This window comes from Streptomyces sp. NPDC030995, assembly GCF_055571215.1.
This window is the reverse complement of the sequence record NZ_JBVIFS010000021.1, coordinates 79,925-98,168: the sequence shown is the minus strand read 5'-3', so window position 1 is coordinate 98,168 and position 18,244 is coordinate 79,925. Positions and strand designations below refer to the sequence as shown.

13 protein-coding genes are annotated in these 18,244 nt (G+C 71.8%); 3 read left to right on the top strand and 10 right to left on the bottom strand.

The window, feature by feature from the left end:
* Positions 1-3: 3 nt before the first annotated feature.
* From ACZ45T_RS27335 to ACZ45T_RS27320, 4 genes are all read right to left on the bottom strand, one after another.
* Complete coding sequence (locus ACZ45T_RS27335) at positions 4-1,191, bottom strand: MAB_1171c family putative transporter (protein ID WP_468445750.1); 1,188 nt, start codon at positions 1,189-1,191, stop codon at positions 4-6.
* On the bottom strand, positions 1,181-1,681 hold the full coding sequence (locus ACZ45T_RS27330) for a hypothetical protein (protein WP_468445748.1): 501 nt from the start codon (positions 1,679-1,681) through the stop codon (positions 1,181-1,183). The genes ACZ45T_RS27335 and ACZ45T_RS27330 overlap by 11 nt, the downstream gene beginning before the upstream one ends.
* A gap of 283 nt (positions 1,682-1,964) precedes the next feature.
* On the bottom strand, positions 1,965-4,409 hold the full coding sequence (locus ACZ45T_RS27325) for a Tex family protein (protein WP_468445746.1): 2,445 nt from the start codon (positions 4,407-4,409) through the stop codon (positions 1,965-1,967).
* Between the two features lie 119 nt (positions 4,410-4,528).
* Entirely contained in the window at positions 4,529-5,392 is an 864-nt protein-coding gene (locus tag ACZ45T_RS27320) for an SCO6745 family protein (protein ID WP_468445744.1), read from the bottom strand.
* Between the two features lie 570 nt (positions 5,393-5,962).
* On the opposite strand from ACZ45T_RS27320, the gene ACZ45T_RS27315 reads away from it, so the two are divergent.
* Positions 5,963-7,492 (top strand): M1 family metallopeptidase, encoded by a 1,530-nt coding sequence (locus tag ACZ45T_RS27315; protein ID WP_468445742.1) that lies wholly within the window; start codon positions 5,963-5,965, stop codon positions 7,490-7,492.
* 6 nt (positions 7,493-7,498) lie between these two features.
* Here the strand turns inward: ACZ45T_RS27315 and ACZ45T_RS27310 are convergent, their stop codons facing one another.
* Complete coding sequence (locus ACZ45T_RS27310) at positions 7,499-8,392, bottom strand: oxygenase MpaB family protein (RefSeq protein ID WP_468445740.1); 894 nt, start codon at positions 8,390-8,392, stop codon at positions 7,499-7,501.
* Positions 8,393-8,521: 129 nt separating this feature from the next.
* On the opposite strand from ACZ45T_RS27310, the gene sph reads away from it, so the two are divergent.
* A complete protein-coding gene (gene sph, locus ACZ45T_RS27305) occupies positions 8,522-9,526 on the top strand; it encodes a sphingomyelin phosphodiesterase (RefSeq protein ID WP_468445738.1) in 1,005 nt (334 codons plus the stop codon).
* Between the two features lie 61 nt (positions 9,527-9,587).
* Here sph and ACZ45T_RS27300 read toward each other — a convergent pair whose 3' ends face one another.
* Positions 9,588-11,429 carry an AMP-dependent synthetase/ligase gene (locus ACZ45T_RS27300; protein ID WP_468445736.1) on the bottom strand — a complete coding sequence of 614 codons (1,842 nt, stop codon included), beginning with the start codon at positions 11,427-11,429 and terminating at the stop codon, positions 9,588-9,590.
* A gap of 85 nt (positions 11,430-11,514) precedes the next feature.
* Between ACZ45T_RS27300 and ACZ45T_RS27295 the strand changes: the two genes are divergently transcribed.
* Positions 11,515-12,243, top strand: a complete 729-nt coding sequence (locus tag ACZ45T_RS27295) for a MerR family transcriptional regulator (RefSeq protein WP_468445734.1) — start codon at positions 11,515-11,517, stop codon at positions 12,241-12,243.
* A 193-nt stretch (positions 12,244-12,436) separates the two neighbouring features.
* On the opposite strand, the gene ACZ45T_RS27290 is transcribed toward ACZ45T_RS27295, so the two are convergent.
* The 4 genes from ACZ45T_RS27290 to ACZ45T_RS27275 form a co-directional block, all read right to left on the bottom strand.
* The gene (locus tag ACZ45T_RS27290; RefSeq protein ID WP_468445732.1) at positions 12,437-14,608 is read right to left on the bottom strand and encodes a 3-hydroxyacyl-CoA dehydrogenase NAD-binding domain-containing protein; all 2,172 of its coding nucleotides are present in this window, start codon (positions 14,606-14,608) and stop codon (positions 12,437-12,439) included.
* A gap of 50 nt (positions 14,609-14,658) precedes the next feature.
* Entirely contained in the window at positions 14,659-15,873 is a 1,215-nt protein-coding gene (locus ACZ45T_RS27285; protein WP_468445730.1) for an acetyl-CoA C-acetyltransferase, read from the bottom strand.
* A gap of 47 nt (positions 15,874-15,920) precedes the next feature.
* Positions 15,921-17,063: an acyl-CoA dehydrogenase family protein gene (locus ACZ45T_RS27280; protein ID WP_468445728.1), complete on the bottom strand. Its 1,143-nt coding sequence runs from the start codon at positions 17,061-17,063 to the stop codon at positions 15,921-15,923.
* Positions 17,064-17,236: 173 nt separating this feature from the next.
* Positions 17,237-18,229 carry an LLM class F420-dependent oxidoreductase gene (locus ACZ45T_RS27275; protein ID WP_468445726.1) on the bottom strand — a complete coding sequence of 331 codons (993 nt, stop codon included), beginning with the start codon at positions 18,227-18,229 and terminating at the stop codon, positions 17,237-17,239.
* Positions 18,230-18,244: the final 15 nt, after the last annotated feature.

Sequence of the window (18,244 nt, the reverse complement as noted above, 5' to 3'; positions counted from 1 at the left end):
GCTTCACTTCCTTGTCGTGCCCGGCGTTGTGCCCGGCGAGGCGTACGCCTGGGCGACGTCGACGAGGAACCGGGCCTCGTCGGCCAGGTCCCCGCCCTCCTGCGAGGTGTGGATCGCGGCGGGCAGCTCCAGCGCGGCGGCCTCGCCCGGCTGCCCGGGCAGCCCGTCGAGCTTCGCCTGCCGCGCCTCCCTCAGTACGCGGGCCAGCGCGGCCGCGGTGCGCCGCTGTTCGGGGACCCCGTGCGCGGCGGCGTCGCCGCGGGCGTGCTCGAGGGCGCCCGGGGCCACGTACTCCCCCAGGATCAGGATCGCGTCGCGCGTCTCGATGACCTTGCGGTACACCAGCAGGTTGCGCGGGACCGGCGGCCAGAGCAGCTCCACCACCCGCCCGGCGCGCGGCTTGTTGAGGGCGACGTGCGGGACCGCCTGGACCAGGTCGCGCCACAACGGCCACAGCTGCCAGGCGGTGGCGAGGTCGGTGAGGGTGCGGTGGAGGGTGAACAGGGTCGGCACGAGGATCGCGGCGGCGCGCAGCAGGCCGTGCAGGTTCATCAGCAGCGGCAGGGCGGGCATCGCCCAGGTGCTGGCGAACAGGGCCTTGAGCAGGTACGCCAGCCAGAACACTCCGGCGAGCGCGGTGCCGAGGCCGAACAGCCGCAGCCCGGCGGCCAGGCCGCGGCTCTCGGTGCGGCGGCTGTAGCGCCAGCACAGGGCCACGCACACGGTGTTGGCGATCACGTGCGCGGAGATCAGCACCAGCCAGTACGGGAGGGAGGGCACCGGGTCACCGACGGGCGGCATGCTGTGGCTGCCGTGCGAGGGGGCGGCCGCGTCCAGGGCCAGGAGGGCGGCGAGCCACCCCACGGTCGCGACGCAGGCGGCGAGTTGGAGCCGGCGGCCCCGGGTGGTGGCGGCCACGAAGTAGAGCACGGCGCCCGCCGACAGCACGCCGATGACGTTGCGGGAGAGCCCGATGGCGTGGGCGTAGTCGGGGCCGCGGCGCATCGCGTACGCGACCACGTCGGGCAGGTTCAGGGTCATTGCGGTGGCCGCGGTGGCCACGGCCAGCCACAGTCCGCGCTGCTGCGGGGAGCGCAGGGCGCCGGGGGCGCGGAGCAGGACCGCGATCCACAGGCACACCACGCTGGGGACGGCGAGCGAGTTGCCGAAGGCGGTCAGGTCAGCTGCCATCGTTGCCCCGCACGTATCCCATGGCGGACTCCAGGCGTGCCAGGGTGCCGCGGGCGGGGGCGGCCGACCGCGGGCCGGTGTTCGCCGTGCGGATGCGGATCATGCTGGCGAGCATCTCCGCCTCCTGTTCCTGACGGGTGGTGTAGTTGGTGCGCCCGAGCACGGTGGGGGCGCTGCCGTCGGTCTCCTCGCCCTCCAGCGAGTTGTGGCCGAAGAGGATGTGGCCGAGCTCGTGGAGCACGATGTGCTCCCGGTGCAGCGGGGTGGTCTGCGCCTCGTAGAAGACGTAGTCGACGCTGGTCGTGCCCACCCACAGTCCGCACACTCCCGACTCCGCCGCCTCCTTGGGGAGGGGGTGGAGTCGAATGGGGCGGCCGCGCCGCTCGGCGATCCGGTGGCACAGCTCGTCGAGGGAGAACGGATGGGGCAGATCCAGATGGCCGAGAATGTTCTCGCACCGTTTGCGAATGCTGACTTGCCGCTGAGGCATGTGATCCCTCTTCGGACCCTTTCCGGGACAGCGTCGGTAGGCGTGTATGGGCATGGGCATGACGTCCTGTGCCTTCAAGGCGGCCCCGGGGAACGCGGTCCTGAGGGGGGAAATGCGGAAGCCCGTCCGCCGGGTGACGAACGGGCGTTCCACCATGCCTACAGATCTTGTACGGGAGTTGGCAAGGCAAGTCCCCAGGTGGGGAACCTATTCGGCCACTGCGTACGAAGACCCTCACACGCCCGGTGGCTACAACGCGCCGGCCCGGGCTGACCTGCGACTCCTACCGCTTGCGGCGCTCCTCGGGGCTGGTGAGGCCGGCGCGGCGCAGGGCGTCCGCCATCGCGCTGTTCGCCGGGGCGGGTGCGGGGGCGCCGCCGCCCTGCCGACGGCCCTGACCCTGGCCGCCCTGGCCCTGGCCGCCCTGGCCCTGGCCACGCTGGCCCTGACCGCCCTGGCCCTGACCCTGGCCGCGCTGCTGCGGAGGACGGGCACCGCCGCCGCCCCGCCGGTCATCGCGCTGCCGGGGAGCGCCGGCGCCGCGCTCCGCCCCGGCCTCGTCCTCCAGCCGCAGGGTCAGCGAGATCCGCTTGCGTGGGATGTCCACGTCCATGACCTTCACGCGGACGATGTCGCCCGGCTTGACCACGTCCCGGGGGTCCTTGACGAAGTTCTTCGACAGCGCCGAGACGTGCGCGAGCCCGTCCTGGTGGACGCCGATGTCGATGAAGGCGCCGAAGGCCGCCACGTTGGTGACCACGCCCTCCAGGATCATCCCCGGAGCCAGGTCGCCGATCTTCTCCACGCCCTCCTTGAAGGTCGCCGTCTTGAAGGCGGGGCGCGGGTCGCGCCCCGGCTTCTCCAGCTCCCGGAGGATGTCGGTGACCGTGGGCAGACCGAAGGCCTCGGTGACGAACTGCTCCGGCCGCAGGGAACGCAGCACCGAGGTGTTGCCGATCAGGGCCGCGACCTCGCCGCCCGCCGTCTTGCCCATCGCCCGGACGACCGGGTAGGCCTCGGGGTGCACGGCCGAGGAGTCCAGCGGGTCGTCCCCGCCGCGGATCCGCAGGAAGCCCGCGCACTGCTCGTACGCCTTCGGGCCGAGGCGGGCCACGTCCTTGAGCCCCTTGCGGCTGCGGAAGGGGCCGTTGGCGTCGCGGTGCGACACGATGTTCTCGGCGAGGGTGCCGCTGATGCCCGACACCCGCGAAAGCAGCGGCGCGGAGGCGGTGTTGACGTCCACCCCGACGCCGTTCACACAGTCCTCGACGACCGCGTCGAGCGAGCGGGAGAGCTTCACCTCGGACAGGTCGTGCTGGTACTGGCCGACGCCGATCGACTTCGGGTCGATCTTGACCAGCTCGGCGAGCGGGTCCTGGAGGCGGCGGGCGATGGAGACCGCGCCGCGCAACGACACGTCCATGCCGGGGAGTTCCTGCGAGGCGAAGGCGGAGGCCGAGTACACGGAGGCGCCCGCCTCGGAGACCATCACCTTGGTGAGGTTCAGCTCGGGGTGGCGCGTGATGAGGTCCCCGGCGAGCTTGTCGGTCTCACGGGAGGCGGTGCCGTTGCCGATGGCGACCAGCTCGACGGCGTGCTCCTTCGCGAGGCGGGCCAGTTTGGCGAGGGACTCGTCCCACTTGTTGGCGGGCACGTGCGGGTAGATCACGTCCGTGGCCACGACCTTGCCGGTCGCGTCCACGACGGCGACCTTCACTCCGGTACGGAAGCCCGGGTCCAGTCCGAGCGTCGCCCGGGTGCCGGCGGGCGCCGCGAGGAGCAGATCGCGCAGGTTCGACGCGAAGACCCGTACGGCCTCGTCCTCGGCGGCGGCGCGCAGCCGGGTCCGCAGGTCGATGCCGAGGTGCACCTGGACCTTCGTACGCCAAGCCCAGCGGACCGTGTCGGCCAGCCACTTGTCGCCGGGGCGGCCGCGGTCGGCCACCCCGAAGCGGCGGGCGATCATGCCCTCGTACGTGGACGGCCCGGGCGTCTCGCTCGGCTCCTCCGGCTCCAGCTCCAGGCTGAGGACGTCCTCCTTCTCGCCACGCAGCATGGCGAGGACGCGGTGCGAGGGCAGCGCGGTGAACGGCTCGGTGAAGTCGAAGTAGTCGGCGAACTTGGCGCCCGCCTCCTCCTTGCCCTCGCGGACCTTCGCGGCGAGCCGGCCGCGGCCCCACATGCGCTCGCGCAGTTCGCCGATCAGGTCGGCGTCCTCGCCGAACCGCTCGGTGAGGATGGCCCGGGCGCCCTCCAGGGCGGCGGCCGGGTCGGCGACGCCCTTGTCGGCGTCGACGAACGCGGCCGCGGCGGCAGCCGGTTCGACGGAGGGGTCGGCCAGCAGTCCTTCGGCGAGCGGCTCCAAGCCGGCCTCGCGGGCGATCTGCGCCTTGGTGCGCCGCTTGGGCTTGAAGGGCAGGTAGATGTCCTCCAGCCGGGCCTTGGTGTCGGCCGCGTTGATCCGCGCCTCCAGCTCGGCGTCGAGCTTGCCCTGCTCCCGTACGGAGTCCAGGATCGCCGCGCGCCGGTCCTCCAGCTCGCGCAGATACCGCAGCCGCTCCTCGAGGGTGCGCAGCTGGGCGTCGTCGAGCATCTCGGTCGCTTCCTTGCGGTAGCGCGCGATGAACGGCACGGTGGAGCCGCCGTCGAGCAGCTCGACGGCGGCCTTGACCTGCCGCTCCCGTACGCCGAGCTCCTCGGCGATCCTGCCTTCGATGGACGTCGTCACGATCGGGTCCCGCCTGCCTTCGTTTGCACTGGAAGGCTGCCAATTGTGGCAGGTGGCGGTGGCGGACGGCGGGAGCCCTGCCCGTCGCCGCCCCTCGGTGGCTGCTTCGGGGCCCTGCGTCAGCGCTTGCCGAGGAGGTCTGCCGGGAAGGCCCCGGCGCCGAACGCCTTCATGACGAGGCCGCCGCCCAGTTCGTGGAGCCGGGCCAGGCCCTGCTCGCCGAGGTGCTCGTAGGGGGCGGCGTCGAGTCGGTCGGTGTCGGCCTCCAGGCGCCCGCGCACGGCCTTGCCCTCCTCGGTGAGCTCGCCGTCCGCGTCGAGGATCCCGCGCTCGCGCAGCCGGCCGGCGGCGGCGTCCAGGTCGGACTGCTCCCAGCCGCGGATGGCCTTGAGCCACTTCGGGGTCATGCCCTTGCCGGTGGCGGTGTGGCTGACCAGGGCCTCCAGCGGGTCCAGGTCCGCGAGGAGCAGGGCGGCGAGGTGGCCGTCGCCGCGGTGCTCGCGCAGCAGGGTGGTGGCGTGCCAGAGGCGCAGGTGCGGCTCCTCGGGTACGGGAAGGTCGGCGTGGGCCGCGTAGAGGGGGCGGGCGTGGCGGGTACAGCCCTCCGTGGCGCGCATGGCCAGGTCGGCGGCCTCGGCGAGCTCGGGCGAGGCGATGGTCTCGGCGCCGAGGAGCCGGCGCAGGGTGCTGTCGGCGGTCCGCAGGCGGGCGGCGAGCGCCTGCTCGGGGGTGGCGGTGTCCCAGACGGCGGGCAGGTGCCGGGCGACGAGGTCGTGGCGGTAGTTGTAGAAGGCGGCCGTCACCGTGCCCGCTCCGACGGCGCCCATGGCCGCGGACCGGTGTGCGAGGTTGACGGCGACGGGGTCGGTGATCCCGAGGGCGGCGAACTCCTTGGCCGTGTCCGGCGAGAAGTAGATGGTGGAGTGCAGCGGGTTGATCGCTGCGTGCCAGCAGTGCCGTGCGGCGAGCGGGGGAAGCGTCATGCGCCGCAGGTTACCGACTGCTTGGTATGTCGGGTAGGGGCGGGGTGGGTGGTGCGGATCTCACGGTGACCGCGGGGTCGGTTTCGGCCGGGTCGGTTTCGGCCGGGCCGGGTTCGGTGGGGCGGTTTCGGCCGGGCCGGCTTCGGTGGGGGCGGCTTCGGTGGGGCCGGCTTCGGCGGAACCGGGCGCGCGCCGGGGCGTCTCCTCGGGCGCCGAACGTGGCGAGGGGTCGGGGATTGCGGCGGTGTTGCGTTCGGCGCCCTGCGGGGACGCCCCGGCACACACCCGGCCCCGCCGAAACCGGCGGCTCGGCACCTCGCTCGATTCAGCCATCCGCCAGGCCGGATTTCTCGCCCCCGGCGCCCTCACCGATGGGGCGTTCGGCGGCTGCGTCGCAGGCCACGGACCCTGGCGCGGCGCCGTCGCGTCGTGGGGCCCTCCGTCCGTGACGGCCGAATGGCGATCGTGTGACAGGAGGGGCCATGGACATGACGTGAGCCCCCAGGGGTGAATACGGTCGAGCGACAAGACCCTGAACCGAGCTGTCTCCCCTACCACTTGGAGCCATTCGTGCACCGCAAAGTCATCGCCCCGAGCGTGCTCGCCGCTTCCCTGCTGCTGGTGATCCCGGCGTCGGCGGCGAGTGCCGGTCCGGGCGCCCCGGGTATCGGCGATCCCTACTACCCGGCCAGCGGCAACGGCGGATACGACGTGTCCCACTACGACCTGCGGCTGCAGTACCAGCCGAAGACGGACCTGCTGGAGGGCACCGCCACCCTCCTCGCCACCGCCAAGCAGGACCTGTCCCGCTTCAACCTGGACTTCGGCCTCCAGGTCAGCGAGATCCGGGTCAACGGCGCCAAGGCGACCTTCGCCAAGTCCGGCACCCAGGAGCTGGAGGTGACCCCGTCGAAGCCGCTGGCGCGCAACACGCCGCTGACGGTGGTCGTCAAGTACGCCGGGAAGCCCTCGGAGTTCAAGGTGGACGGCTGGTCGGCCTGGCAGCGCACCCCGGACGGCGGCGTGGCCGCGCAGGAGCCGGACTCGGCGGTCTGGTGGTTCCCGAGCAACGACCACCCGCTCGACAAGGCCACCTTCGACGTCTCCGTCAACGTCCCGGACGGCACCCAGGCGATCAGCAACGGCGTGCTCCAGTCGCAGACCTCGAAGCTCGGCTGGACCCGCTACAACTGGCGCTCCAACAAGCCGCAGGCCACGTACCTGGCCACGCTGGCCGTCGGCAAGTTCGACATCACCACCGACAAGACGGCGAGCGGGCTGCCGGTCCTCAACGCGTACAGCAAGGACCTCGGCGACAACGCGGGGGCGGCGCGCGCGAGCGTGGAGCGCACCGGCGAGGTCGCGGAGTGGCTGGAGGGGGTCTTCGGGCCGTACCCCTTCAACGCCCTGGGCGGCTACGTGCCGAACGTGAGCGCCGGCTACGCCCTGGAGACGCAGACGCGGCCGTTCTACGGCCCCCGGCAGTTCCAGAACGGCGCCAACGTCTCGGTCGTCGTGCACGAGCTGGCCCACCAGTGGTACGGCGACAGCGTGTCCGTCGACGGCTGGAAGGACATCTGGATCAACGAGGGCTTCGCCCGCTACAGCCAGTGGCTGTGGTCGGAGAAGGAGGGCGAGGGCACCGCGCAGGAGCTCGCCGACTGGGCGTACTCCCTGCGCCCTGCGGAGGACCCGTTCTGGCAGGTCAAGCCGGGTGACCCCGGTCCGGAGAACCAGTTCCACGGGGCCGTCTACGACCGTGGCGGGATCGCTCTGCAGGCGCTGCGCAACCACATCGGCGACGAGAAGTTCTTCCAGATCCTGAAGGGCTGGCCGACCGAGCGCGCCTACGGCAACGCGAAGGTCGCGGACTTCGTCTCGTACGCGGAGAAGGTCTCCGGCCAGCCCCTGAACCAGCTCTTCCAGACCTGGCTGTACACCCCCGGCAAGCCGGACGCCTCGGCGCTGGGCACCACGGCTTCGAGCCCCGCGGCCCGCTCACTGCAGGCGGCCCCGGCGGCGAAGGCCGAGCCGAAGTCCTGGAAGAAGATCGCGGAGACGAACGCGATCCACGAGCACGCGGAGCACGGCGGGCACTGAGTCCCGTCAGCGGGCGGCGCGCCACCGGGCGCGCGCCGCCCGCGCTATGGGCAGGTACCGCAGCCGCTCCGGCAGCAGCGGTACGAGGAGCCGCAGGGCCGTGCTGAACCGCCGGAGCCTGCGCTCCTGGGCCGGGCTCCACTCCAGCCCGATCGCGGCGCGCGCCTCGGGCGGCATGTACCCGACGGTGACGAAGGCCCGCAGGCGCAGGAACGCCACGCGCAGCAGCGGCCAGGTGAGCCGCAGCAGCAGCCGCACGGCGAGCGAGCCGGCCTCGGGCCGGGGCACGGGCACGTCGGTGGCGACCAGCTCGCGGGCGACGCGGGTGGGCTCGATCTCCTCGGCCAGCATCCGGCCCCAGTAGACCCAGTACTCCTCGATGGTCTGCGGCATGTCCCGGTCGTGCAGGCCGAGGATCCGGCCCACCTGGAGCCACTCCCGGTAGAGCTGGCGCTCCTGGGCGGGGGTGATGCGGCGGAACAGGTAGCGGCCGGCGTACAGGGCGACCGGGAAGCCGGTGGCGTGCACCCAGGCGTAGCAGGCCGGGTCGAGGGAGTGGTAGCGCCGCCCCCGTGTGTCGGTGCCCTGGATCTCCTTGTGCACGCGGCGGACCCGGCGGCCCTCCTCGGCCGCGGCCTCCCCGCCGTACACCCACAGCTGGACCGAGCGCAGGGAGCGCTCGCCGCGGCCCCAGGGGTCGGTGCGGAAGACCGAGTACTGGTCCACTCCGGCCCCGACGGCGGGGTGGGCGACCTGCAGGGTGAACGCGGCCGGCAGCGTCAGCAGGGACCGGATGTCCCCCGCGTTGGTCCACAGGACCCCGCCGGGCGGCGGCGGCTCGGGGTCGGTGCGGGTTCGCGCGGGGTGGTTTTCGGACGCGTGGGCTGCCGTTCTTTCCATGGGACCAGTATGCGAGAGCCAGATGGCCCCGAGCCGGACAGAAAGTCGCTGCACGGGTGTTACCCAGAGGTAACCGTGGCTGCTTGGATGGCGGAGCCGATCTTCCCCGCAGGAATGCTGGAGACCCCCATGACCCACGCCTCCCCCCGCCGTCACCGCGTCGCAGCCGCGGCCGTCGCGGCGGTCGCCGCCGGCGCGCTGGCCGCCACCACCGCGCCCACGGCCGCTGCCGCGCCCTCTGCCGAGGCCGCCGTTGCCACCACCCCGCGGCTCAGCGTGCTGTCGTACAACGTGTTCCTGATGAGCAAGAACCTCTACCCGAACTGGGGCCAGGACCACCGGGCGGCGGAGATCCCCAGGGCCTCCTTCTACCAGGGCCACGACGTGGTCGTGCTCCAGGAGGCCTTCGACAACGCCGCCTCGGACGCGCTGAAGGCCAACTCGGCCGCGCAGTACCCGTACCAGACCCCGGTCGTGGGCCGCAGCAAGACCGGCTGGGACGCCACGGGCGGCGCCTACTCCTCCACCACCCCGGAGGACGGCGGCGTCGCGATCCTCAGCAAGTGGCCGATCGTCCGCAAGGAGCAGGTCGTCTACAAGGACGCCTGCGGCGCGGACTGGTGGTCCAACAAGGGCTTCGCCTACGTGGTGCTGAACGTGAACGGCACCAAGGTGCACGTGGTCGGCACGCACGCGCAGTCCACCGACCCGGGCTGCGACGCGGGCGAGGCGGCGGAGATGCGCGCCCGCCAGTTCCGCGCCATCGACGCCTTCCTGGACGGGAAGAACATCCCGGCGAACGAGCAGGTCATCGTGGCGGGCGACATGAACGTCGACTCGCGCACCCCGGAGCTCGCCGCCATGCTCGCCAACGCCGACCTGGTCGACTCCGACACCCGGACGGGTCACACGTACTCCTTCGACACCGCGCTGAACTCGATAGCGAAGTACCGCTACCCGACCGACCCGCGCGAGGACCTGGACTACGTCCTCTACCGCAAGGGCAACGCCCGCCCGGCGGGCTGGGAGAACAACGTGGTCCTGGAGCAGTCGGCGCCGTGGACGGTCTCCAGCTGGGGCACCTCCTACACGTACACCAACCTCTCCGACCACTACCCGCTGATCGGGCGTTAGTCCGGGGGCCGTGCGACCCGCACCGACCGGGCCGGGTCGCACGGACACAGGTACGGCCGGGCTACGGAGTGTCGTACGCCTTCTCGTAGAGGGCGTCGATCAACGCCCCGTACTTGTCCCGGATCACCCGGCGGCGGAGCTTCAGCGAGGGGGTGAGCTCCCCGCTCTCGGGGCCCCACTCCTCGGTCAGCACCCGGTACCTCTTGATCTGCTCCGTCCGGTTGAGGCGGGCGTTGGCCGCCTCGACGGCGCGGGCCACCTCCTCCCGCACGGCGGGGTGTTCGGCGAGCGCGCCGAGGGAGCCGGCCTCGATGCCCCGGGCGGCGGCCCAGGCCGGGGCCAGCTCCGGGTCCAGGACCAGCAGGGCGACGAGGTAGGAGCGGCCGTCGCCGTGGACCAGGGCCTGGCCGATCAGGGGGTGCTCCTTGACCGTGTTCTCCACCAGCGCCGGCGAGACGTTCTTGCCGTTCGAGGTGATGATCAGTTCCTTCTTGCGGTCGGTCAGCCAGAGGAACCCGTCCTCGTCGAGCCGGCCGATGTCCCCGGTCGGGAACCAGCCCTCCGCGTCGGAGGCGCTCTCCACCGAGCCGTCGGGGCGCAGGTAGCCCCCGAAGACGGTCTCGCCACGGGTGAGGATCTCCCCGTCCTCGGCGAGCCTCAGTTCCAGCCCCTCGATGGGGCGCCCCACCGAGCCGAGCCGGAAGCCGTCGGGGCTGTTGACCGTGCACACGCCGGCGGTCTCGGTGAGCCCCCAGGCGTCCATGATGGTGATGCCCCAGCCCGCCCAGAAGCGGACCACGTCGATCGGCATCGGCGCGGTGGCACTGGCCGTCCAGACCAGCCGGTCCAGGCCCGCCAGCCTCAGCAGCGGGTCCAGCACCTGTTCCTTCGCCGTCGCGTACGAGGCTTCGAGCGCGGCCGGCACCTCCTCGCCGCGCTCCCGGTGCCCGGCCCGGGCGCGGGCCAGGTCGTTCGCGGCCTCGATGGCCCCGCGCTGCGCCTCGGGAAGCTGCGCGAGCACCGCGCGGACGGAGGCGGCGAGCTTCTCCCACACCCGGGGCACGCCGAAGAACTGCACCGGGTGCAGTTCGCGGACCGCCCCGGACACGGCGGTCGGGTCGGCGCACAGCCGCACGTGCGCGGCCCGCAGCAGGGGCAGGTAGATGCCGAGGACCCGCTCGGCGATGTGCGCGAAGGGCAGGTAGCAGATGTGCTCGGCGTGCTCGGGCAGCTGCACGTGCCGGTCGAGCCGGACCGCCTGGAGCATGAGGTTGCGGTGGGTGAGCCGGACGCCCTTGGGGTCGCCGGTGGTGCCGGAGGTGTAGACGACGGTCAGCGGGTCCGCGGGCCGCGTCTCCTGCCAGGCCTTCTCGAAGTCGTCGGCGCGGTGGATCCGGGCGCCGCCGGCGTACAGGGAGCCGTACGTGGAGTGCGCGCCCGCGTCGGCGGCCTCGGCCACGACGAGGCGCTCCAGGGGCACCCCGTCGTCGGCCAGCAGCGGTTCCCACCGGGCGAGTTCGCGGGCGCCCTCGACGACGGCGACCCTGGCCCGGCTGTGGCGGGCGATGTGGGCGATCTGCTCGGGCGCGGAGGTCCCGTACACGGTGACGGGCACGGCGCCGAGGTGGACGAGGGCGAGGTCGCTGAGCCAGTGCTCGGGGCGGTTGCCCATCATCAGCAGGACGTGCTCGCCGCGCTCGACGCCGAGGGCGGTGTAGCCGGAGGCGAGGACGGCGACCTGGCGGCGGACCTCGCTCCAGGTGAGGGTCGTCCATTCGGCCGCATCGGGGCCGGCCCGCCACGAGAGGGCGGGGAGGTCCCCGTACTCGGCGGCGTTGCGGGCCAGCAGGGCGGGCAGGGTGATCTCTTCGGGTCGTCCGGGCAGTCGCAGGTTCGTGGTCATGGGCAGCTCCTGGCCGTTTCACATCGTTGGTGCGACAGCAATACTGTTGAACCCAAGCTGTGGAGCAGAGAGCGAGGCGCAGACGATGGCCGACCAGGCACCCGAGCCGATGCTCACCGTCGATGAGCTGGCGACGAGGGCGGGCGTCACCGTGCGCACCGTACGGTTCTACAGCACCCGGGGGCTTTTGCCTCCCCCCGTGATCGGCCCTCGTCGGGTGGGCCACTACGGGCCGGAGCATCTTTCCCGGCTGGCCCTGATCGAGGAACTGCAGAACCAGGGCATGACCTTGTCCGCGATCGAGCGCTATCTGGACGCGCTGCCCGACGATCTGAGCGCGCACGATCTGGCGATCCACCGTGCGATGGTGGCCAGTTGGGCTCCGGACGCCGCCCAGGAGGTGTCCCGGGAGGATCTGGAGAAGCGGGCGGGCCGGAGCCTGTCGGAGGCCGACGTGCGGCGCCTGACGGCGATGAACGTGCTCGCCGTCTCGGGGGACGGTTTCCGCGTCGACGTGGGGCTGCTGCGGCTGGGGGTCGCGCTGCTCGACGTACCGATCGCGCACGAGACGATCCTGGCGGCGCGCAAGGTGCTGCTGGAGCACACCAGATCGGCGGCGCACGAGCTGACGACGCTGTTCCGGGACGAGGTGTGGGGGCCGTTCACCGAGGGCGAGAGCGATCCGGAGCGGGTGGAGTCGATGAAGGCGCTGTCGGCGCACATGCAGCCGATGGTGGTGCAGGCGCTGGTGACGGCCTTCCAGCGGTCGCTGAAGGAGGAACTGCGGGCGGCGTTCGCCTCGGAGTCCGAGTGAACGCCGCCCGCCGGTGCGGTGGTTCCGGGCTCGGCGCGGCCGGGCTCAGACGCCGCCGGGCTCAGACGCCGCCTTCGGTGATCCATCGTGCGCCGCATCCGGCGGCGGCGCATCTCGGAGGGTCCTCATGCGGCAGGGGCCGCCCCGGGGAAGTCCCCGGGGCGGCCCCTGCGTTCCGGCCGCGGACAGGACCTCAGTCCGTGTACGTCTCGCCGCGCTCGGCCTTCTCGACGAGCGAGGCGGGCGGGGTGAAGCGTTCGCCGTACGCGGTGGCGAGCTCGCGGGCCCGGGCGACGAAGCCCGGCAGGCCGCCCTCGTAGCCGTTGATGTACTGGATCACGCCGCCGGTCCAGGCCGGGAACCCGATGCCCATGATGGAGCCGATGTTGGCGTCGGCGATCGAGGTGAGCACGCCCTCGTCGAGGCAGCGGACGGTGTCCAGCGCCTCGGAGAAGAGCATCCGCTCCTTCATGTCCTCGAAGGGGATCTCGGCGTCCGGCTTGGCGAAGTGCTCGCGCAGGCCCGGCCAGATGCGGGCGCGCTTGCCCGTCTCGTCGTACTCGTAGAAGCCGGCCCCGCCGGTGCGGCCGGGGCGGCCGAACTCGTCGACCATGCGGTCGATGACGGTGTCGGCGGGGTGCTCGGCCCACGCCCGGCCCTCGGCCTCGAAGGCCTTGCGGGTCTCGTTGCGGATCTTGCGCGGGAGGGTGAGGGTGAGCTCGTCCATCAGGGAGAGCACCTTGGCCGGGTAGCCGGCCTGGGCGGCGGCCTGCTCGATCGAGGCGGGCTCGACGCCCTCGCCGACCATCGCCACGCCCTCGTTGATGAACTGGCCGATGACGCGCGAGGTGAAGAAGCCGCGCGAGTCGTTGACCACGATCGGCGTCTTGTTGATCTGGCGGACCAGGTCGAAGGCGCGGGCGATGGCCTCGTCGCCGGTCTGCTCCCCCTTGATGATCTCGACCAGCGGCATCTTGTCCACGGGCGAGAAGAAGTGCAGGCCGATGAAGTCGGCAGGCCGCTTCACGCCCTCCGCGAGGCCGGAGATCGGCAGGGTGGAGGTGTTGGAGCACAGCAGCGCGTCGGGCGCGATGACGTCCTGGATCTCCTGGAACACCTTGTGCTTCAGAGCGGTGTCCTCGAAGACGGCCTCGATGACGGCGTCGCAGCCCGCGAGGTCGGCCGCGTCGGCGGTCGGGGTGATCCGGGCCAGCAGCTCGGCGCGCTTGGCCTCGGTGGTCCGGCCGCGGGAGAGGGCCTTGTCGAGCAGCTTCTCGGAGTACGCCTTGCCCTTGGCCGCGGCCTCGGCGGTGACGTCCTTGAGCACCACCTCGATGCCCGCGCGGGCGCAGGAGTAGGCGATGCCCGCGCCCATCATGCCGGCGCCGAGGACGGCGACCTTGCGGACCGTGCGCGGCTCCACGCCCTGGGGGCGGCTGCGGCCGGCGTTGACGGCCTGGAGGTCGAAGAAGAACGCCTGGATCATGTTCTTGGCGGTCTGCCCGGTGACCAGCTCGGTGAAGTAGCGGGCCTCGATGGTCAGCGCGGTCTCGAAGTCCACCTGGGAGCCCTCGACGGCGCAGGCCAGGATGTTGCGCGGCGCCGGGTAGGGGGCCCCGTTCAGCTGCTTCTTCAGGTTGGCCGGGAAGGCCGGGAGGTTGGCGGCGAACTTCGGGTTCGACGGCGTGCCGCCGGGGATCCGGTAACCGGGTACGTCCCAGGGCTGCTTCGACTCGGGGTTCGCGTCGATGAAGGCGCGGGCCTTGGCGAGCATCTCCTCGGGGGTCGCGGCCAGTTCGTGGACCAGGCCGTTCTCCAGGGCGCGCTGGGGGTTGTACTGGGTCCCCTGGAGCAGCACCTTGAGCAGCGCGTCGGCGATGCCCATGAGGCGGACGGTGCGGGTGACCCCGCCGCCGGCCGGGAGCAGGCCGAGGGTGACCTCGGGCAGGCCGATCTTGGAGCCGGGCGCGTCGAGGGCGACGCGGTGGTGGGAGGCCAGGCAGATCTCGTAACCGCCGCCCAGGGCGGCGCCGTTGATCGCGGCGACGACGGGCTTGCCGAGGGTCTCGATGCGGCGCAGCGAGCCCTTGATCGCCGTGCCGGTGTCGAAGGCGAGCTGCGCGTGCTCGGGGCGCAGCTGGATCATCTCCTTGAGGTCGCCGCCCGCGAAGAAGGTCTTCTTGGCGGAGGTGAAGATGATGCCGCGGATGGAGTCCTTCTCGGCCTCGGCGCGGTCGGCGATCGCCGCGATGGAGTCCTTGAAGGCCTGGTTCATCGTGTTGGCGGACTGGTCGGGGTCGTCGAGGATCAGGGTGACGACGCCGGTCTCGTCCTGTTCCCAGCGGATCGTGGTGGACTCGCTCATGGTCACTGCTTTCGTTTCGGAAGGTCCAGGGGGCGGGGATACAGGACGGTTCAGAGTCGCTCGACGACGGTGGCGACGCCCATGCCGCCGCCGACGCAGAGGGTGACGAGCCCGTAGCGCTTGTCCTGGCGCTCCAGCTCGTCGACGATCGTGCCGAGGATCATCGCGCCGGTGGCGCCGAGCGGGTGGCCGAGCGCGATGGCGCCGCCGTTGACGTTGACCTTGTCCAGGGACAGGCCCATGTCCTTGACGAAGCGCAGGACGACGCCGGCGAAGGCCTCGTTGATCTCGACGAGGTCGATGTCGTCGATGGTCAGCCCGGCCTTGGCGAGGGCCTTGCGGGTGGCGGGGGCCGGACCGGTGAGCATGATGGTGGGCTCGGAGCCGGAGACGGCCGCCGAGACGATCCGCGCGCGCGGGGTCAGCCCGTTGCGCTCGCCCGCCTCGCGGGAGCCGATGGCGACGAGCGAGGCGCCGTCGACGATGCCGGAGGAGTTGCCCGCGTGGTGGACGTGGTCGATCTTCTCGACCCAGTGGTACTTCTGGAGCGCGACGGCGTCGAAGCCGCCGAGGTTGCCGATGTCCGCGAAGGACGGCTTGAGCTTGGCGAGGGTGTCGGCGGTCGTTCCCGGGCGGACGAACTCGTCGTGGTCGAGGACGACCAGGCCGTTGCGGTCGGTCACCGGGACGACCGACTTGGCGAAGCGGCCCTCCTTGATGGCCGCGGCGGCGCGCTCCTGGGAGAGGGCGGCGTACTCGTCCACGTCGCGCCGGGAGAATCCCTCGATGGTGGCGATCAGGTCGGCGCCGATGCCCTGCGGGACGAAGTTGACGTCCCAGTTCGTCATCGGGTCGTTGAACCAGGCGCCGCCGTCGGAGGCCATCGGGACGCGGGACATGGACTCCACGCCGCCCGCCAGGACCAGGTCCTCCCAGCCGGAGCGGACCTTGGCGGCGGCCAGGTTGACGGCTTCCAGGCCGGAGGCGCAGAAGCGGTTCTCCTGTACGCCGGCCACCGTGTCCGGGAGCCCGGCGGCGATGGCCGCGACACGGGCGATGTCGGAGCCCTGGTCGCCGACCGGGCCGACGACACCGAGCACGATGTCGTCGATGGTGGCGGGGTCCAGCCCGGGGTTGCGCTCGCGCAGGGCGTGGATGAGCCCGACGACCAGGTCGATCGGCTTGGTGCCGTGCAGGGCGCCATTGGCCTTGCCGCGGCCGCGCGGGGTGCGGATCGCGTCGTATACGTAAGCTTCGGTGCTCACTGGTCAAGCCTTTCGGAGTGTTCTGGGCGGAGGGGTTCCAGGGAGGTTCAGCCGAGGAGGGAGCGGCCGATGATCTCTTTCATGATCTCGGTCGTGCCGCCGTAGATGGTCTGGATCCGGCCGTCGGTGAAGGCCCGAGCGACCCGGTATTCGGTCATGTATCCGTATCCGCCGTGCAGTTGCAGACAGCGGTCCGCAACGCGCTTCTGGAGCTCGGTGGCCCACCACTTGGCCATCGAGGCGTGTACGTGGTCCAGTTCGCCGTTGGCGTGGTCGGTGATGCAGCGGTCGAGGAAGGTCCGGGTGACGGCGACCTCGGTGGCCATCTCCGCGATCTCGAACCGGATGTGCTGGAGCTTGGAGAGCGGACGCCCGAAGGCCTCGCGCTCCTTCACGTACTGCGTGGTGATCTCCAGGAGGTACTCGGCGGCGGCGATGCCGGCCATCGCGATGCCCATCCGCTCCTGCGCGAGATTGGTCATCAGGTGGACGAAGGCGCCGTTCAGCTCGCCGAGCAGGTTCTCCTTGGGGACGCGTACGTCGTGGAAGAACAGTTCGGCGGTGTCCTGGGACTTCTGGCCGATCTTGTCGAGGTTGCGGCCGCGCTCGAAGCCCTCCGCCCCGCGCTCGACGACCAGCAGCGACAGGCCGTGGGCCCCGCCCTCGGGGGTGGTCTTGGCGACCACGATCACCAGGTCCGCGAGGATGCCGTTGGAGATGAAGGTCTTGGAGCCGTTCAGCACCCAGTGGTCGCCGCGGTCCTCGGCGCTGGTCCGGATCCCCTGGAGGTCGGAACCCGCGCCCGGCTCGGTCATCGCGATGGCGGTGATGATCTCCCCGGAGCAGAAGCCGGGCAGCCAGCGGCGCTTCTGCTCCTCGGTGGCCAGCGAGGTCAGGTAGGGGCCGATGATGTCGTTGTGCAGGCCGATGGCGAGCCCGGGGGCGCCCGCCCGGGTGAACTCCTCGGCGATCACGGCGGCGTAGCGGAAGTCGGGGTTCCCGCCGCCGCCGTACTCCTCGGGGACGGCCAGGCCCAGCAGCCCCTGCCGGCCGGCGGCCCGCCAGGCCTCGCGGCTGACGATGCCGTCCTTCTCCCACTGCTCGTAGTGCGGCAGCACCTCCTTGGTGAGGAAGGTGCGCACGGTCTCACGGAACGCCTCGTGGTCGGCGTCGAAGATCTGGCGTTGCATCAGGGGGCTCCCAAGGGGGTGTCTTGCCGGTCGGGCCGGATCAGTGAGCGGTGTCTGGTGCGTGCGATCGCAAGGCGGAGGAAGGAATCGACGCGGAGCGTCGGTGACTGACGACAACGCGGCGAGCGTGCGTGCCAGACACCGCGAGCCCGGCATGATCGGCGAGACACCCCCTAGAGCCAGTTCTTGACGGTTTCGATCAGGCGGGCCGGCTCGGGGCCGACCGGCGTGACGTTGAGCATGGTGACGCCCGCCTCGCGGAAGGCCTCGACCCGCTCGCGCACGTAGCCCTCGGGCCCGCACAGGGTCATCAGCTCGCAGAACTCGTCCGGGACGGCGGCCGCGGCGTCGCGCTTGCGGCCGGAGAGGTACAGCTCCTGGATCCTGCGGGCCTCCTCCTCGTAGCCGTAGGCCACGGCGAGGTCGTTGTAGAAGTTCTTGCCGACCGCGCCCATGCCGCCGACGTACAGCGCGATCTGCGGGCGCGCGAGGTCCCGTACGGCGGCCGCGTCCTCGCCGATGGCGAGCAGGCCGCCCGCGACGGTCTGGAGCGGGCCGAGCTCCGGCGCCCGTTTCGCCGCGCCCTCCGCGAGGGGGCCGCCCCACACCGCGCCGGCCTTCTCGGGGATGAAGAGCGTGGGCAGCCAGCCGTCGGCGATCTCGGCGGTCATCCGCACGTTGGCCGGGCCGAGCGAGGCGATGTAGACGGGGATCCCGGGGCGGACCGGCCGGGTGAGGATCTTCAGCGGCTTGCCGTGCCGGCCGCCCTTCTCCGGCGGCAGCGGCATGTCGGTGATGCCGTGGTGGTCGATCGTCTCGCGACGCCAGATGCGTCGGCACAGCTCGACCGTCTCGCGGGTCCGGCCGAGCGGCTTGTCGTACGGCTTCCCGTGCCAGCCCTCGACGACCTGCGGGCCGGAGGCGCCGAGGCCGAGCAGCGCCCGGCCGCCCGAGACGGCGTCGAGGCCGACGCCAGTCCGGGCGGGTAGGCCGGGGGTGCGCGATTGGAGCTCTCTCCCGCCTGCGAGGCGGGAGACTCCCCCCTGGATTGCTCCGGCGGGTTTGACGGCACTTACGTCCGTCCGGCGACGATCCTCCCGACCGCCGGGCAGGTCAGAAACCTGCCTAATTCCGCCAACTTGGTTATCGTTGACGGATGTTCGCATCCTAGCAGGGACCCG

Coding starts and splice junctions, on each gene's coding strand:
- ACZ45T_RS27335 (WP_468445750.1), bottom strand. CDS start 1,191: ATGGCAGCTGACCTGACCGCCTTCGGCAACTCGCTCGCCGTCCCCAGC.
- ACZ45T_RS27330 (WP_468445748.1), bottom strand. CDS start 1,681: ATGCCTCAGCGGCAAGTCAGCATTCGCAAACGGTGCGAGAACATTCTC.
- ACZ45T_RS27320 (WP_468445744.1), bottom strand. CDS start 5,392: ATGACGCTTCCCCCGCTCGCCGCACGGCACTGCTGGCACGCAGCGATC.
- ACZ45T_RS27310 (WP_468445740.1), bottom strand. CDS start 8,392: ATGGAAAGAACGGCAGCCCACGCGTCCGAAAACCACCCCGCGCGAACC.
- sph (WP_468445738.1), top strand. CDS start 8,522: ATGACCCACGCCTCCCCCCGCCGTCACCGCGTCGCAGCCGCGGCCGTC.
- ACZ45T_RS27300 (WP_468445736.1), bottom strand. CDS start 11,429: ATGACCACGAACCTGCGACTGCCCGGACGACCCGAAGAGATCACCCTG.
- ACZ45T_RS27295 (WP_468445734.1), top strand. CDS start 11,515: ATGGCCGACCAGGCACCCGAGCCGATGCTCACCGTCGATGAGCTGGCG.
- ACZ45T_RS27290 (WP_468445732.1), bottom strand. CDS start 14,608: ATGAGCGAGTCCACCACGATCCGCTGGGAACAGGACGAGACCGGCGTC.
- ACZ45T_RS27280 (WP_468445728.1), bottom strand. CDS start 17,063: ATGCAACGCCAGATCTTCGACGCCGACCACGAGGCGTTCCGTGAGACC.
- ACZ45T_RS27275 (WP_468445726.1), bottom strand. CDS start 18,229: ATGCGAACATCCGTCAACGATAACCAAGTTGGCGGAATTAGGCAGGTT.